A 15595-nucleotide genomic window follows, 5' to 3' on the forward strand; every position below is an offset into this window, starting at 1 on the left:
GGGCTGCCTACTCAGCGGCCTTCGCCTCGACGCCGCCGGCCCATTCATCCATGACCTGCTTGGCGCGCGCCGTCAGGGCCTGCTTGCGGGCAAGGCTCTTGGCCGGGCCTTTCAGGCGCTTGCCGTCGGGGCCGGTTGTCGCGACACCCTCGATCGGCGGGAACAGGCCGAAATTGATGTTCATCGGCTGAAAGGATCGCGGCCCCTCGTCGATGGTGACGATATGGCCGCCGGTGATGTGGTTGACCAGCGCGCCGAGCGCCGTCGCCGCGGGCGGTATCGGCAGCTCGCGGCCAAGCCGCTCGGCGGCGGCCATGCGGCCGGCGAGCAGGCCGGTCGCGGCGCTCTCGACATAGCCCTCGCAGCCGGTGATCTGGCCGGCGAAGCGCAGGCGCGTGTCGGCCTTGAGGCGCAGGCGCTCGTCGAGCAGCTTCGGCGAGTTCAGGTAGGTGTTGCGATGGATGCCGCCGAGCCGGGCGAATTCGGCATTCTGCAGGCCCGGAATCATCCGGAAGATCGCGGCCTGCTCGCCATATTTCAGCTTGGTCTGGAAGCCGGTCATGTTGAACAGCGTGCCGAGCGCGTTGTCCTGCCGGAGCTGGACCACGGCATAGGCCTTCACGGTCGGGTTGTGCTTGTTGGTCAGGCCGACCGGCTTCATCGGGCCCCAGCGCAGGGTTTCGCGGCCACGCTCGGCCATGACTTCGATCGGCAGGCAACCGTCGAAATAGGGCGTGCCTTCCCACTCCTTGAACTCGGTCTTCTCGGCGGCGAGCAGCGCGTCGATGAAGGCTTCGTACTGGTCACGGTCGAGCGGGCAGTTGATGTAGTCGGCGCCGGTACCGCCGGGTCCGGCCTTGTCGTAGCGCGACTGGAACCAGGCCTGATCCATGTCGATCGAATCGAAATGGACGATCGGCGCGATCGCGTCGAAGAAGGCGAGCGAATCCTCTGATGTCAGCGACTGCAGGCCCTGGGCCAGGGCCGGCGAGGTCAGCGGGCCGGTGGCGATGATGACATTGTCCCATTCGGCCGGAGGGAGGCCGGCGATCTCGCCGCGATCGATGGTGACGAGCGGATGGGCTTCGAGCGCGGCGGTGACGGCTTGCGAGAAGCCGTCGCGGTCGACCGCGAGCGCGCCGCCGGCCGGAACCTGATGGGTGTCGCCCTTGGCCATGATCAGCGAGTTCAGGCGGCGCATCTCCCAATGGAGCTGGCCGACGGCATTGCTGGAGGAATCGTCGGAGCGGAAGGAGTTCGAGCAGACGAGCTCCGCCAGCCCCTCGGTCTTGTGGGCGTCGGTGCCGCGGACGGGCCGCATCTCGTGGATGATGACGGGGATGCCGGCCTGCGCGACCTGCCAGGCGGCTTCGGAGCCGGCGAGACCGCCGCCGATGATATGAACGGGTTCCATGGCTTGCGGATGTGTCCGCAGCGGGCCGCAAGGTCAAGGGACAGGCGCCCTGAAATGCAAAATGCCCGCCGTGAGGCGGGCATTCGCTCTTCGACCGAAGCTCGAGGGGAGGGGAAACACGAGCCTCAGGAGAAACTACACGGAACGCGCCGCACCCTGTGCGCGGCGGTTCTCATTCAGAGCCTTCAGGCCGCGGCGTGCGAACGCGCGATGAAGGAGATCTCCGAGCGCGACAGGCCGAGATCATCGAGCTCGCGGTCTGTCAGGCGGGAGAGCTCGCGGACGGTCTCGCGATAGCGGAGGTAGGCGCGGATTTTGGCGGCGATCATGGTGACGAACATGGTGGTCTTCCTTGGCGATATTCCGGACCGGGGCGGTGCCCACAGCGATAATTTCGTTGTGCGCTGCATATAAACCGGACAGTCTGCTTCCAACAGGGGCACGCCGTCAGCTCCGATATGCAATCAACGCATGGCTAATTAAGATTTCCGTCATTTTCTGGGGGTCGTTCTGCACTGAACGTAACGCTTGCGGCGAAAATGCGGAAATCAGACGCCTGTGATTTGTGCATCAATCTGCTCGCTCGAGTTTGCTGCGGAAGCTTTGCTCATTATATAGGCATATTGCATGTGCTAAATAGCGAGCGCCTGCGCCAGGGCAATTTTGCGTTGCAACAAGGGGCAGTGAGGCGGCGATTCTCGGCTGCCGCGGGGAGGGCTCGTCAGCCGGCGCACACCGATCCGCGGCGGCAGAGTTTGCCGGGCAGAACTTGCCCGACGTCGCGGGCGACCTAGCTTCGAATCGCGCCAATCCGCCGGCAAGCCGCTGATATCCGGTTGTTTTCAAGGAGCGACGCCCGCGGCCCGGAGATTGCCTGCCGGTGCCCAGCAGAAAGGAGCGCGCGATGACCATCTCGTTCTCGACCTCGAACTGGCCCGTCAACCTGACGAAGACCTTCGCCGCCAAGCAAGCCGCCGACGGCGATTCGAAGCAGGATGCAGCCGCCTCGTCCTCCGTCTCGTCATCCTCGACCGAGGCCGAATTCCTGAAGATCGCGCGGATGTCGCCGGAGGAGCGGGTTCAGGCCGCGCTGCTGGCCAAGCTCGGCATGACCGAGGAGGAGTTCAACAAGCTCGACGCCCAGGCCAAGGCCGACGTCATGAGCAAGATCCGCGACGAGATGCTGAAGCAGATGGAAGCCAAGGGCGAGACCGCGAAGAAGATCGGTGCGCTCGCCGACATCAGCGTGTGAAGCGCGTTTGCGAGGCCGGCTGCTGCCGGCCTCTTTTTTCGATCTGTTGTCAGCCCACCTTCCCGGCGTCGAAACGCAGCAGCCGCAGGGCATTGGCGGTGACGATCACGGTCGCGCCGGTATCGGCGAGGATCGCGACCCAGAGCCCGGTATAGCCGAGCACGCTGGTGACCAGGAACACCGCCTTGAGCCCGAGCGCGATCGTGATGTTCGTGCGGATATTGCCCATCGCGGCGCGCGCCAGCCGGATCAGTGCCGCGACATCGCGCACGCGGCTCTTCAGCACCGCGCCATCGGCCGTCTCCAGCGCGACATCGGTGCCCGAGCCCATGGCGATGCCGATGCTGGCGGCGGCCAAAGCTGGCGCATCGTTGATGCCGTCGCCGACCATCATCACCGAGGTCTCGCCGGAGAAGGCCTTGATCGCCGCGACCTTGTCGTCGGGCATGAGTTCAGCCTTGTGCTCCATGCCGAGGCCTGCGGCGATGGCGGCGCCGGTACGGGCATTGTCGCCGGTCAGCATGGTCGAGCGGATGCCCATCGCCTTGAGCTCGGCGATCGCGGTGGCGGCATCCTCGCGCGGCTCGTCGCGCAAGGCAATGAAGCCGGCGAGCGCGCCGTCGACGATCACGGCGGCGACGGTCTTGCCGGCGGCCTCCAGCTCCTCGGCCGTGACGCGCGCCCGCTTGTCGAAGGGCGCGCGGCTCTCGGCATGGCGGGGAGCGCCGACGAAGACGGCGCGGCCATCGAGCTTGCCGGTGACGCCCTGGCCGGCGATCGCGGCGGCCTCGGCCGCGGGCTTGTAGGCGATGCTCTCGCTGCGGGTGCGCTCCAGCACGGCCTCGGCCAGCGGATGCGCCGATCCATGCTCGACCGCGGCGGCGAAGGCCAGAACCTCAGCCTCGCTGCCGGAGAGCGCCACGATATCGGTGACGCGCGGCCGACCTTGCGTGAGGGTTCCCGTCTTGTCGAAGGCGACGAGGCCGGTCTTGGCGGCGGTCTCGATCACGACGCCGCCCTTCATCAGCAGGCCCTGGCGAGCGCCGGCCGAGAGGGCGGCGGCGATCGAGGCGGGCACCGAGATGACCAGCGCGCAGGGGCAGCCGATCAGGAGCAGCGCCAGCGCCCGGTAGATCCAGACCGACCATTCGGCGCCGAGCAGGAGCGGAGGCGCCAGCGCGACCAGCACGGCGAGGCCGACGATCGCCGGCATGTACCAGCGCGAGAAGCGATCGATGAAGCGCTCGGTCGGGGCGCGGGCTTCCTGCGCCTCCTCGACCAGGCGGATGATGCGGGCGATGGTGTTGTCCTGCGCCGCCTTGTCGACGCGCACGCGCAGCGCCGCCTCGCGATTGACCGAGCCGGCATAGACGGGCTCGCCGACGCCCTTGGTCTTCGGCACGGATTCGCCGGTGACCGGGCTCTCGTCGATGCCGGAGGTACCATCGGTGATCTCGCCATCGGCCGGGATGCGGTCGCCGGGGCGGACCAGCACGGTCTGGCCGATCCTGAGGCTCGCGGCGTCGACCTGACGGTTCGCCCCGTTCTCCTCGACGATGGCGGTCTTGGGCACGAGGTCGCCGAGCGCGCGGATCGAGGCGCGGGCGCGGTCGGCCGCGACGCCTTCCAGCACCTCGCCGACCGCGAAGAGGAAGACGACGAGCGCCGCCTCCTCCGCCGCGCCGATGAAGAGCGCGCCGATGGCGGCGATCGTCATCAGCATCTCGATGGTGAAGGGGATGCCGGCGCACGCCGCCGCGACAGCGCGCTTCGCCACGGGCGTGACGCCGACGACACAGGCCAGGATGAAGGCCCAGTGGCCGATGCCGGGCCAGATCAGCCCGGCGGCATAGGCCGCACCGAGGAACAGGCCCGTCGCGATGACGAGCCTACCCTTGCCGGTCTGGTACCAGCTCGCGCCCTCGGGCGTGGCCTCATGGACATGGCCGGGCAGGCCATGACCGTGATCCTTTGCGGCGACGGGTTGCTTGGCGCCCTTCGGGGCGTGGTCATGACCGGCGTGGGAATGGCCGGAATGATCGTGCTTGTGGTCGTGACCGTGCGCGTGGCCACCGTGATCATGACCGCAACCGCAGGCGTCCTGCTTGGCTTCTGGGCGCACAGAGGCCGGGTTTGCCAGCGCGGCCGTGGTATAACCGAGGCCGTTGACGCGCTTCTCGATCGCCTCCGGCGTGGTCGCGCCCGTGTCGAGCGCGAGCGTCAGCGTCTCCGACATCACCGAGAGCCTGACGTCGCTGACGCCGGGCAGGCGCTCGACCGCACCGCGAATCTTCGTCGCGCAGCTCGCGCAATCCATGCCTCCGACCTTCCAGGACAGGGTCTGGGCGGTGGTTTCGGGGCGGGCGGCCATGACGCGTCTCCGTCTCTCTTTCGCTACGGGACACCTCTCTACAAGCTGTAGCCACTTCAGGTTCAAGAGGGAAAATGCGCATCGGGCGCATGAGCGTCATGCTCGGGCCTGACCCGAGCATCTCCGGCCGGAAGAGACTCTTGTCACCCACTCGTCATGAGATTCTCGGGTCTGCGCTGCGCTTCGCCCGAGAATGACGACTGACCTCAATCCAGCGGATAAACCGGCCGGCGCAGGCGCTTGTAGGGCAGGCCGGCGATCCGGCTGGTGCAGGGGCCGGGCGTCGTCACGGTGAAGCTGCCCTTTGCGATCTTGTCATAGGCGCGCCGATGCGCCACCGCCGCCTTCACGCCGATCGCCTTCAGCGTCTCCGGCTCGATACCCTGCGAGCGGAGCTGGCCGAGGTCGAAGGGCGGGGTCTTGCGGCTGCTCAGCAGCACCGTGACGCCCTCGACCTGCACGACCACGCAAGGCCCCATGCTGAAATGCGAGCCCTGCGAGGCCGCAAGGTGGCTGTTGAGGTCCTCCAGCGCGAATTCGCCGTCGCTGGCGCTGACGAAGCTGGCCTCGATCTCGACCGGCCCCTCGGCGATGGCGCTGCCCTTGCCGCCGATCGAGAGCTTGCGGGTTTCACCGGGCTTGGCGCCGGCCATGGCTGCGACGGCGGCGGGGTCAGCGATGGCGACGGCGCAGTTCGTAACGCCATGGCGCAGGAAGGCGCGCAGCACCGAAGTGGCGTCGCCCGGCGCGCCGCCGCCGATATTGTCGGCCGGCTCGACCACGATATAGGGGCCGCCCTCCGAGCGCTGGATTTCTGCGACCGCCTCGTCGAGATTCCATTCCGCCGGCAGGCCGGATTCGCGCAGCTCCGTCGCGGTCGCGGTCAGGCGCGCCAGTGCATCGCGGGCGGCTGCTTCCGGGCCGGCGAAGGCGACCGCGAAGGCAACGCCCGCTTCGGGGACATCCGAGAAGGAGTAGCCGCCGACGACATTGGCCACCCAGATATCCGGGTTCTCCTGCTCGATCCGGCGCGCCAGCGCCTCCAGGTCGCGCATCGGCCGGTCGGCGGTGCCGGTGCCGGTCGGCGGCCAGATCACCGGGGCGTTGCAGGAGAGCATGCGCGGCAATTCGCCGGTCCGGAGCGCCCGCGCCAGCAGCTTCGCCGAACGGACAGCGGATTCGCGGGCATCCGCATGGGGGTTTTCGCGATAGGCCACGAGGGCGTTGGCATGCTGCGCCATGGCAGCCGTGAAATTGGCGTGGAGGTCGAAGACGCCGAAGACCGGCAAGGTCTCGCAGCCTGGCACCGAGCGGATATGGGCGAGGAGCGCGCCTTCCGGGTCGAGGCATTCGGTCGTGACCATCGCGCCGTGCAGGGCAAGCCAGATGCCGTCGAGGCCGCCATGGGCGAGGGCTTGCTTCAGTCCGGCGTCGAATTCCGCGAGGAAGTGCTGGAAGACGGCGTGGTTGACGGTGCCGGCGGGCAGGGCGGTGTAGTCCACCGTCGGCAACACCTCCCAACCTTCGGCCTCGGCGATTTCGAGGAAGCCGTCCACCGTCGAGCCGTCGCCGCGGCGCGTCGGCAGCTCGGCACCCTTGCGGATGCTGAAATCGGCGAGCGTCGTCTCTTCGTCGACGAAGCTGTGGGTCTCGTGGAAGAGCGATCCCAGCAGGATGCGGCGGCGGGACATGATCGGCTGAATCTCCCAGGCTTGCGAGGCCTGCGCATCTCGGCCGCCGATCTGTTCCGGATCAAGCCTGCATTGTTCCATTCGGAGGAACGCGAGTGCTTTGACAGGCCGCGTCCCGTCCCGGTTTCATGGGCGTGCCGGCAGTCCGAAAGGGCGGCTGCCGCCCCTGACCGAGAGAGCATGCGGATGCGCGTCTTCACTGCGTCGCTGGCGACGGAAACCAACACCTTCGCGCCGCTCTTCGTCGATCGCAGTGCTTTCGAGGGCGCCTTCTACTGTCCGCCCGGCACGCATCCGGACACGCCGACGCTGTGCTCGGCGCCGACCGTCGCGGCGCGCCGCCGCGCCGCCAGCGAGGGCTACGAGCTGGTCGAGGGCACCGCGACCTGGGCCGAACCGGCGGGGCTCGTCTCGCGGGAGGGCTATGAGAGCCTGCGCGACGAAATCCTCGATCAGCTCAAGGCGGCGCTGCCGGTTGATATCGTGCTGCTCGGCCTGCACGGCTCGATGGTGGCGCGCGGCTACGACGATTGCGAAGGCGACCTGATCGCACGGGTAAGGGCGCTGGCCGGCCCGGATTGCGTCATCGGCGCCGAGCTCGACATGCATTGCCATCTGACGGCCGAGATGGTCGCGGGCGCCGATATCATCGTCGCCTTCAAGGAGTTCCCGCATACGGATTTCCTGGCGCGGGCCGAGGACCTGCTGGAGCTTTGCCTCAGGACCGCGCGCAAGCAGGTGAAGCCGGTCAGCGCCGTGTTCGATTGCCGCGGCCTCGCCGCCTTCATGACCAGCCGCGAGCCCGGCCGCGGCTTCGTCGACCGGCTGCTCGCGATGGAGGGACGAGACGGCATCCTCTCGATCTCGGTCGCGCATGGCTTCCAGGCGGCGGATGTCGCCGATGTCGGGACCAAGGTGCTGGTCATCGCTGACGGCAACGCGGCGAAGGCGGCAGTGCTGGCGAAGGAACTGGGTCTCGAAATCCTGCGCTGGGGGCAGGGCGCCTCGCCGAAGCACTACAAGCCGGAAGAGGGGATCGCTGCGGCGCTGGAGCTGGCCAAGCCCGGCAAGCCGGTGGTGCTGGCCGATCGCTGGGACAATCCGGGCGGCGGCGTCGCCGGCGATTCCTCCGTGATGGTCGAGGCGCTATTGCGCCACCCGGATGTGCCGGCGGCGATCGGGGCCATGTGGGACCCTGTCGCGGTCAGCCTGTGCCGGGCAGCCGGTGTCGGCGCCGAGATTCCCTTGCGCTTCATCGGCAAGGCCGCGCCGTCCTCCGGGCGGCCGATCGATGCGGTGGTGACCGTCACGGCTACGACCGGGGACCTGCTGATCCCGTTCGCGCAGAGCTGGGTTTCGCTCGGGCCTGCCGCGGCGATCCGGATCGGCCGGCTCGACATCGTGCTGGCCTCGACGCGGGCGCAGACCTTCAGCCCGCCGGTCTTCACCGATCTCGGCATCGATCTCAGCGCCAAGAAGGTCGTGGTGGTGAAATCCTCCAACCATTTCCACGCCGCCTTCGCGCCGATCGCGGCACAGGTGCTTTATCTCGACAGCGGTGGACCCTATCCGCCCGATGCGAGCAAGATCCCCTATACCAAGGTGAAACGCCCCTTCTCTCCGCTGGACCCGAATCCATGGCTGTGACTGCATCCGCCCCGCTGCCCCGCCTGTCGCTCGGCGAGATCGAGGAGCAGCGCCTCGATGTGCTGGTCAAGGGCCTGCCGCCGGGCGCATCGCTCCGGCTCGGCGATGTCGGCAAGCAGGGCTGGAATGTGCTCGCCGGCGATATGCCGATGCCGCTCGCGGTGATCCGCGAGAGCGTGCTCAAGGCCAACAGCGCCTGGATGAGTGCTTTCACCGGCGAAAACGGTCTCAAGATCGCGCCGCATGGCAAGACGACGATGGCGCCGCAGCTCTTCGACCTGCAGATCGCCGATGGCGCCTGGGCGATCACCGTCGCGACGATGCAGCAATTGGCCGTCGCCCGGCATTTCGGGGTGAAGCGCGTCATCCTCGCCAACCAGCCGATCGGGCGGCAGGAGGTCGCCGCCTGCTTCGAAGCGCTGCGGGAGCCCGGCTTCGAGCTCTACTGCCTTGCCGACAGCGTCGCCGGCGTCGGCTTGCTGGCGCAGGCCGCGAAGGGGCGTGAGGGCGCCAACCCGCTGCGGATCTTCGTCGAGATCGGCTTCATGGGCGGGCGCACCGGTGCGCGGACCCGCGAGGAGGCGCTAGCCGTGGCGCGTGCCGTCGCGGGCGCACCGGGCTTGCGGCTTTCCGGCTTCGAGTGTTTCGAGGGGCTGCACAGCGACACTGCCGGCGCCGATCGGCTGCTCGGCGAGGTCGTCGCGGTCGCGGCGGCGGCTGAGGGCGAAGGACTGCTCGGGCCGGAGCCGATGGTGCTCTCCGCCGGCGGGACCTCGCTGTTCGACCGGGTCGGCGAGGCCTTCAATGCCGCCGCCTTCAAGCGGCCGATCGTCAAGGTGCTGCGCTCCGGCTGCTACCTGACTCATGATTCCACGGCCTATTCGGCAGCCTTCCGGCGGATCACGCTGGAGACCAGCCTCAGGCTGCCACCGGGCGGGCTGGAGCCGGCGCTGGAGGTCTGGGCCTATGTCCAGTCGCGGCCCGAGCGCGGACGCAGCCTGCTCACCGTGGGCAAGCGCGATATCTCGTTCGATTCCGGCATGCCGGTGCCGTTGCGCTGGTATCGGCCGGGCGGCGCGATGCAGCGGCCGGAGCCGATGCCGGCGGGCCATACGGTTCTGGGGCTCAACGACCAGCATTGCCATCTCGGCACGCCTGAAGAGAGCCCCTTGCAGGTTGGTGACATGGTCGCCTTCGGCATCGGCCACCCCTGCACGACCTTCGACAAATGGGCGGTGCTGATGCTGGTCGACGACGACTGGACCGTCACCGGCGCAATCCGGACCTTCTTCTGACGCGCTTCCGAAGCTGTTCCTTCTGGTGAAACCTGTAATCCTTGACGTGAATTCGGGCCGTTCCTAGCCTGCATCTCACAGAGGGATGGCCCGCCATCCGCGATGCGGACGAGACGGGCTGAGCGGCGATGACGGGAAGCACGGCGAAGGCCGGTCCCTGCCTCGCGCGGAAGAGGCCGGGACCGGCCGGCAAGCAGGATGCTGGGAGGATCGTTCGTGACGACACCGTCATTCCCGATGATTGATGACTCCGATCTCGCCGCGCAGGGCTTGCATCGGCGCAGCCTCTTGCAACTGCTGAGCGCGGGCGGCGCGGCACTTGCGGTCCCAGGCCTGTGGAGCAACCTCGCCCAGGCGCAGACGCCGGTTGCCGGCGGCACGCTGACGATCGGCGCCGATGCCGATCCAATCGGGCTCGATCCGGTCACGGTCAACGCCTTCTCGTCCTTCGATTTCACCAGCCTGCTCTATAGCGGCCTGCTGCGCTGGAACGCCCAGATGAAGTTCGAGCCCGATCTGGCGACGGGCTTCGAGCAGCCCGATCCGAAGACCTATGTCTTCAAGCTCAGGCAGGGCGTGAAATTCCACAACGGCAAGGATTTCTCCGCCGCGGACGTCAAGCACACTTTCGACCGGATCATGAACCCGACGACGGGCAGCCGGCTCAGGTCGCTCTATTCCAGCGTCGAGTCGGTGACGGCGGTCGATTCTTTCACGGTGAAATTCCAGCTCAAAGCCACCGACGCGGCCTTCCTCAGCAATCTCGCCAGCAACCCGAACGGCGCGATCGTGCCGGCCGGCGTCGAGAACCTCGTGACACAGCCGGTCGGCACAGGACCGTTCGCCTTCGAGGCCTATCAGCCGAACCAGCAATTCTCGCTGACGCGCTTCGACGGCTATTACGAGAAGGGTGAGCCCTATCTCGCGAAGGTGATCTTCAAGTTCTACAAGGACCAGGCGACGCTGACCTCTGCGCTGCGCTCGCGCGCCATCGACATGACCTGGGTGAAGGACCCGAAGGTCGCGACCGCAATCTCGCGGGCGTCGTCGAATTTCGTCTCGGCGCCGGGCCAGACCTCGCGGACCTTCCCGATCTGGCTGAACATGAAGGCCAAGCCCCTGAACGACGTGAAGGTGCGTCGCGCGCTCAGCCTCGCGACAGACCGCAAGGCCTGCCTAGACACCGTGCTCGGCGGCGCCGGCAAGGTCGGCGCGATGATCCCGGAAAGCCAGGTCGGCGGCTATGACGGCACGGGCGAATTGCCGTACTACAAGCATGACCCGGCAGCGGCGAAGGCGCTGCTGGCCGAGGCCGGCTATCCGAATGGGATCGATCTCGGGGACTATATCGTCGTCGCGGCCAATCCGCTCGACGTCGCCTGCGCGCAGATCCTGCAGCAGCAATGGCAGGCGGCCGGCATCACCGTGAAGCTGGTGCCCATGGAAACCGCGCCGCTCCTGGCCAAATGGGCCAGCGGCGACTGGCCGACGCTGCTCTCGGTCGCGTTGTCCTGGACGCCTGATCCGGACGGCATCTTCCAGTACATCACCTCGACCAGCGGCTACGGCAAGGCGATGGGCTCGAACGATCCCGAGCTCGACAAGATGATCGCCGAGGCGCGGGCCGAGCTCGACGTGCCCAAGCGTGCGGCCAAGAACCAGGCGATCCAGAAGCGCATCGCCGAGAACGCCTATGTCATCCAGATCTACCAGTACCCGCTGCGCTGGGAGATCTGGTGGAACCATGTCCAGGGCTATGTGCCGCTCGCCGCGAATATCCGCTCCTTCGTGCGTACGACATGGCTGAAGAAATAAGAGCTCGTCCAGATAAACGAGCCCTCATCCTGAGGAGCCGCGCAGCGGCGTCTCGAAGGATGCTTCAATTGGTTCCGGAACCTCCTGGAACATCCTTCGAGACGCCATGCCTGAGGGCATGGCTCCTCAGGATGAGGGCTCGCGGGGTTCTCGGGCGGTTTTCACAATTGGCCGGCCGCCTCCCGGCGGAGGCCTGCCGATGACGCGTTTCGTCCTCGGGCGTCTCGCCTGGATGGCCGCGATCCTGCTCGGCGTTTCCTTCGTCGCCTTCATGCTGATGCGGGCCATTCCCGGCGATTTCGCCATCGCGGCGGCGGGCTCGCAGAGCGTGGCGCCGGAGGTTCTGGCGACGATCCGCCGGGACCTCGGCCTCGACCAGCCGCTGATGACGCAATATCTGCTCTGGCTCGGGTCTGCGCTGACCGGCGATTTCGGCAAGTCCTTCGTCACCCGCCAGCCGGTGCTCGGCGAATTGCTCAATCGGCTCGCCGTCACAGTCCAGCTCACATCGCTCGCCGCGGTCATCGCCGCGGTGATGGGCGTCGCCTCGGGGCTCGCGGCGGCGCGTCTGCGCGGCGCGACCGACTGGCTGGTCCGGCTCTGGAACGGGCTGATGCTGGCGGTGCCGAACTATGTCGTGGCGACGCTGATCGTGCTGCTCTTCGGGCTCTATTTCCCGGAGATCACGGTGCTCGGCTACACGCCCTTTCTCAAGAACCCGCTCGGCAATCTCGCCAGCCTGCTGCTGCCCGCCTTCGCATTGGCGCTCGCGGTCTCCGTGACGATCGCGGAGAACACGCGCGCCGCCGTGCTTGAGGTCGCCAACCAGGATTTCGTCATGGTCGCCCGCGCCAAGGGCCTGACGCCGGCCGCGATCCTGCGCGACTACCTGATGCGCAATGCGCTGACGCCGGTGATCACTGCCGCCGGCCTCAAGATCGCGGCGCTGCTCGGCGGCAGCATCCTGGTCGAGACCATCTTCGCCATTCCCGGCATGGGCCAGTACCTGTTCGATTCCATCAACAGCCGCGACTATCCAGTGATCCAGGCGATCGTGCTGGTCGCGGCCGGCATCGTCGTGCTGGTCAATACGGCGATCGACATCGCCTATGCCCGCGTCGATGCACGGGTGCAGATGTGAGCGGGACCATTCAGGACAGTGCGCCGGCCGCGACGGTGCGGAAGGGGGCAGGGATCACGCAGGGCTGGCTGCTGCTCGGGCTGGGACTTGCCATGCTGGCGGCAATGCTGGTGCTGACGATCTTCGCGCCGCTTATCGCGCCTTACAGTCCCTCGGCCACGTCGCCGGACTCGCTGGCCCCCGCCAGTGCAGCCCATTGGCTCGGCACCGATTCGATCGGACGCGACGTGCTGAGCCGCCTGATCGTCGGCGGGCGCACGACGCTGCTCATCACGGTCTCGGCCGTGTTGATCGCGCTGGTGGCCGGGCTGATCCTCGGGCTCGCGGCCGGCTACATGGGCGGGCGCACCGACGAGGTCATCATGCGGCTGCTCGATGTCGTCTTCGCCTTCCCGGTTCTGCTGCTCGCGATCGCGGTGGTGGCTGCGCTGGGGCCGACCGTGCCGAACCTGATCCTGACCATCGCCATCGTCTACACGCCGGCCATGGCGCGGGTGGTCAGGGCGCCGGTGCTCAGCGTCAAGCAATGGGACCATGTCGAGGCTGCCCGCAGCGTCGGCATGAGCGAGATGCGGCTCGTGCTGCGCCATATCCTGCCGATCGTGGTCTCGCCGATCCTCGTCGCGACGAGCCTAACGCTGTCCCAGACGATCTTCACGGTGACGGCGCTGTCCTTCCTGGGCTTAGGCCCGCCGCCGCCCGATCCGAACTGGGGCGGCATGCTCTCGGAAGCGCGCCAGTTCATGGAGCTTGCGCCCTTGACCGTGGTCGGCCCGGCCCTGGCGATCGTCTTCGCGACGCTGACCTTCATCATCATCGCCAACGGCTTGCGTGAAGTGCTCGATGTGGGGAGCGTGCGATGACCGGCCCGCTGCTCAGGGTGCGTGACCTCACCGCGACCGTGACCACCCGCCGTGAGGTGATCCAGGCGGTGCGCGGCATCTCCTTCGATATCAATGCCGATGAGGCGGTCGGTTTCGTCGGGGAATCCGGTTGCGGCAAGAGTGTAACCGCCAAGGCGTTGATGCGATTGGCGCCTGATGGCGCCTCGATCGGGCTTGGCGGCTCCATCGCTTTCTGGGGGCAGGACCTGCTCGGGCTCGGCGAGGAAGAGATGCGCGACCTGCGCGGCCGACGCATCGCCATGGTGTTCCAGGACCCGATGACCTCGCTCAACCCGGTGATGAGCATCGGCGCGCAGATGGGCGACATGCTGCGCCGCCATTTCGGCATTTCAGTAAAGGAGGCGCGTGAGCGTAGCGTCGAACTGCTCGACCTCGTCGGCATTCCCGATCCCGCGCGGCGGATCGACGACTTCCCGCACCAGTTCTCGGGCGGGCAGCGCCAGCGCGTGCTGATTGCCATCGCGATCTCCTGCGAGCCGGACCTGCTGATCGCCGACGAGCCGACGACGGCGCTCGACGTCACCGTGCAGGCGCAGATCCTGCGGCTGCTGCTGCGGCTTCGGGAGGAGCGCGGCATGGGGCTGATGCTGATCACCCATGATTTCGGCGTCGTCGCCGGCATGGTCGACCGGGTGAACGTGATGTATGGCGGCGAAATCGTCGAGGCCGGGCCGGTCGACGATGTCTTCGCCCGGCCGCAGCATGCGTATACGCGGGCGCTGCTCGATGCCGTGCCGCGCCTGCAAGGAGCGGGGGCGCTGCGATGACGGAGCCGCTGCTTCAGGTCCGCGATCTCTCGGTGCTGTTTCCGGCGCGGCGCGGCGCGCCGCCGGTCAAGGCGGTGGAGCGCCTCTCCTTCGATATCGCGCCGGGGCAGACGCTCGGGCTCGTCGGCCAGTCCGGCTCGGGCAAGACCACGGCGGGGCGCGCCATCCTCCAGCTTCAGAAGGCGAGCGGAGGTTCGGTCCGCCTGCTCGGGCAGGAACTGACGAGGATGCGTTCGGGCGAGTTGCGCCGGATGCGCCGGCATATGCAGTTCGTGCTGCAGAACCCCTATTCCAGCCTGCATCCGCGCATGACGATCGGGCAGATCCTGAGCGAGCCCTTGCAGGTGCATCGCACGGTGCCGGGCAACCGCATCCGCGAACGCGTCGAAGAGCTGCTGGAGTTGGTCAATCTCGATCCCGCGATGATCCGGCGCTACCCGCACGAGTTCTCGGGCGGGCAGCGCCAGCGCGTCGTCATCGCAAGGGCGCTCGCGGTCAACCCCGATTTCGTCGTCTGCGACGAACCGGTCTCGGCGCTCGACGTGCGGACACAGGCGCAGATCGTCGCGCTGCTGCAATCGCTGCAGGAGAAACTCGGCCTGTCCTATCTCTTCATCGCGCATGACCTCGCGATCGTCCGCGAGATGGCGCATCGCGTCGCGGTGATGTTCCGCGGGCGCATCGTCGAGATGGGTAGCGCGGGCCAAGTCTATGACAGCCCGGCACACCCCTACACGCAACTCCTGCTGGATGCCGTGCCGGTGCCCGACCCCGTGCTGCAGCGCGAGCGGCTCCGGCGCCCGCCACCGGACCTGCGCTTCCTCGATGGCGATGGCGGCGGGTGCGTCCATGGTGCCGATCACGCGCGGGCGGTAACGCCCGAATGGCACGAGGTCGCGCCGGGCCATGGCGTGTCCTGCCGCTACTGGCCGAAAGGAGCGGGACGGGAGGCGGCGTGAGCGGCCGCTTGAAATGCAAGCTCTTAATCTTATCGCGCGGTCATCCCGGACGGAGCGAAGCGAAGATCTGGGATCCATTCCTGAGCATTTCCGATCAAGGTTCCGGCATGGATCCCGGGTCTCCCTTCGGTCGCCCGGGATGACATGGTTCCTTTCGGGGGAGGTCGAGGATGTTCCTTAGGGCGGAACATTCAATCCTTGACGCGAAATATCTGGCGCAACTACGCTTTTGGTGACGAGGCCGGGCTGAAGAACGGATCCGGCAAGATATCCTGAAGTCCGAGTTACCGCTTCGCCCGGCATCGGCCGGCCGGCGGAACCGCAATCCGGGAGGATGG

Annotated in this window: 12 protein-coding genes; 8 read left to right on the forward strand and 4 right to left on the reverse strand. The window is 67.4% G+C overall.

From position 1 onward, the window contains the following. Nucleotides 1–7: 7 nt before the first annotated feature. Both trmFO and OCUBac02_RS12275 read right to left on the reverse strand, forming a co-directional pair. Nucleotides 8–1414, reverse strand: coding sequence for a methylenetetrahydrofolate--tRNA-(uracil(54)-C(5))-methyltransferase (FADH(2)-oxidizing) TrmFO (gene trmFO, locus OCUBac02_RS12270; RefSeq protein WP_173045911.1), 1407 nt, complete (start codon nucleotides 1412–1414; stop codon nucleotides 8–10). A gap of 185 nt (nucleotides 1415–1599) precedes the next feature. Further along, nucleotides 1600–1755, reverse strand: coding sequence for a DUF1127 domain-containing protein (locus tag OCUBac02_RS12275; protein WP_082009515.1), 156 nt, complete (start codon nucleotides 1753–1755; stop codon nucleotides 1600–1602). Between the two features lie 563 nt (nucleotides 1756–2318). On the opposite strand from OCUBac02_RS12275, the gene OCUBac02_RS12280 reads away from it, so the two are divergent. Next, on the forward strand, nucleotides 2319–2666 hold the full coding sequence (locus OCUBac02_RS12280; protein ID WP_173045914.1) for a hypothetical protein: 348 nt from the start codon (nucleotides 2319–2321) through the stop codon (nucleotides 2664–2666). Between the two features lie 49 nt (nucleotides 2667–2715). On the opposite strand, the gene OCUBac02_RS12285 is transcribed toward OCUBac02_RS12280, so the two are convergent. Together OCUBac02_RS12285 and OCUBac02_RS12290 are read right to left on the reverse strand one after the other, a co-directional pair. Next, nucleotides 2716–5037: a heavy metal translocating P-type ATPase gene (locus OCUBac02_RS12285; RefSeq protein ID WP_173045916.1), complete on the reverse strand. Its 2322-nt coding sequence runs from the start codon at nucleotides 5035–5037 to the stop codon at nucleotides 2716–2718. A 206-nt stretch (nucleotides 5038–5243) separates the two neighbouring features. Continuing rightward, complete coding sequence (locus tag OCUBac02_RS12290) at nucleotides 5244–6728, reverse strand: M81 family metallopeptidase (protein WP_173045917.1); 1485 nt, start codon at nucleotides 6726–6728, stop codon at nucleotides 5244–5246. A 186-nt stretch (nucleotides 6729–6914) separates the two neighbouring features. Between OCUBac02_RS12290 and OCUBac02_RS12295 the strand changes: the two genes are divergently transcribed. From OCUBac02_RS12295 to OCUBac02_RS12325, 7 genes are all read left to right on the forward strand, one after another. Beyond that, nucleotides 6915–8375, forward strand: coding sequence for a M81 family metallopeptidase (locus OCUBac02_RS12295; RefSeq protein ID WP_173045919.1), 1461 nt, complete (start codon nucleotides 6915–6917; stop codon nucleotides 8373–8375). Then, entirely contained in the window at nucleotides 8366–9670 is a 1305-nt protein-coding gene (locus OCUBac02_RS12300) for an alanine racemase (RefSeq protein ID WP_173045921.1), read from the forward strand. Before OCUBac02_RS12295 ends, OCUBac02_RS12300 begins: the two co-directional genes overlap by 10 nt. 216 nt (nucleotides 9671–9886) lie before the next feature. Then, nucleotides 9887–11485 carry an ABC transporter substrate-binding protein gene (locus OCUBac02_RS12305; RefSeq protein ID WP_244638896.1) on the forward strand — a complete coding sequence of 533 codons (1599 nt, stop codon included), beginning with the start codon at nucleotides 9887–9889 and terminating at the stop codon, nucleotides 11483–11485. Nucleotides 11486–11684: 199 nt separating this feature from the next. After that, the gene (locus OCUBac02_RS12310; RefSeq protein WP_173045925.1) at nucleotides 11685–12626 is read left to right on the forward strand and encodes an ABC transporter permease; all 942 of its coding nucleotides are present in this window, start codon (nucleotides 11685–11687) and stop codon (nucleotides 12624–12626) included. Next, nucleotides 12623–13489 (forward strand): ABC transporter permease, encoded by an 867-nt coding sequence (locus tag OCUBac02_RS12315; protein WP_244638898.1) that lies wholly within the window; start codon nucleotides 12623–12625, stop codon nucleotides 13487–13489. Before OCUBac02_RS12310 ends, OCUBac02_RS12315 begins: the two co-directional genes overlap by 4 nt. Further along, nucleotides 13486–14298, forward strand: a complete 813-nt coding sequence (locus tag OCUBac02_RS12320) for an ABC transporter ATP-binding protein (protein WP_173045927.1) — start codon at nucleotides 13486–13488, stop codon at nucleotides 14296–14298. Before OCUBac02_RS12315 ends, OCUBac02_RS12320 begins: the two co-directional genes overlap by 4 nt. Then, complete coding sequence (locus OCUBac02_RS12325; RefSeq protein ID WP_173045929.1) at nucleotides 14295–15257, forward strand: ABC transporter ATP-binding protein; 963 nt, start codon at nucleotides 14295–14297, stop codon at nucleotides 15255–15257. Before OCUBac02_RS12320 ends, OCUBac02_RS12325 begins: the two co-directional genes overlap by 4 nt. Nucleotides 15258–15595 lie beyond the last annotated feature (338 nt).

It is taken from the genome of Bosea sp. ANAM02 (assembly GCF_011764485.1).
Classification (GTDB): domain Bacteria; phylum Pseudomonadota; class Alphaproteobacteria; order Rhizobiales; family Beijerinckiaceae; genus Allobosea.

What these genes read in the sequence shown, in the direction of transcription:
- OCUBac02_RS12280 (WP_173045914.1), top strand. Translation starts at nt 2,319, where the DNA reads ATGACCATCTCGTTCTCGACCTCGAACTGGCCCGTCAACCTGACGAAG.
- OCUBac02_RS12300 (WP_173045921.1), top strand. Translation starts at nt 8,366, where the DNA reads ATGGCTGTGACTGCATCCGCCCCGCTGCCCCGCCTGTCGCTCGGCGAG.
- OCUBac02_RS12325 (WP_173045929.1), top strand. Translation starts at nt 14,295, where the DNA reads ATGACGGAGCCGCTGCTTCAGGTCCGCGATCTCTCGGTGCTGTTTCCG.
- OCUBac02_RS12320 (WP_173045927.1), top strand. Translation starts at nt 13,486, where the DNA reads ATGACCGGCCCGCTGCTCAGGGTGCGTGACCTCACCGCGACCGTGACC.
- OCUBac02_RS12285 (WP_173045916.1), bottom strand. Translation starts at nt 5,037, where the DNA reads ATGGCCGCCCGCCCCGAAACCACCGCCCAGACCCTGTCCTGGAAGGTC.
- OCUBac02_RS12275 (WP_082009515.1), bottom strand. Translation starts at nt 1,755, where the DNA reads ATGTTCGTCACCATGATCGCCGCCAAAATCCGCGCCTACCTCCGCTAT.
- OCUBac02_RS12310 (WP_173045925.1), top strand. Translation starts at nt 11,685, where the DNA reads ATGACGCGTTTCGTCCTCGGGCGTCTCGCCTGGATGGCCGCGATCCTG.
- OCUBac02_RS12295 (WP_173045919.1), top strand. Translation starts at nt 6,915, where the DNA reads ATGCGCGTCTTCACTGCGTCGCTGGCGACGGAAACCAACACCTTCGCG.
- trmFO (WP_173045911.1), bottom strand. Translation starts at nt 1,414, where the DNA reads ATGGAACCCGTTCATATCATCGGCGGCGGTCTCGCCGGCTCCGAAGCC.
- OCUBac02_RS12290 (WP_173045917.1), bottom strand. Translation starts at nt 6,728, where the DNA reads ATGTCCCGCCGCCGCATCCTGCTGGGATCGCTCTTCCACGAGACCCAC.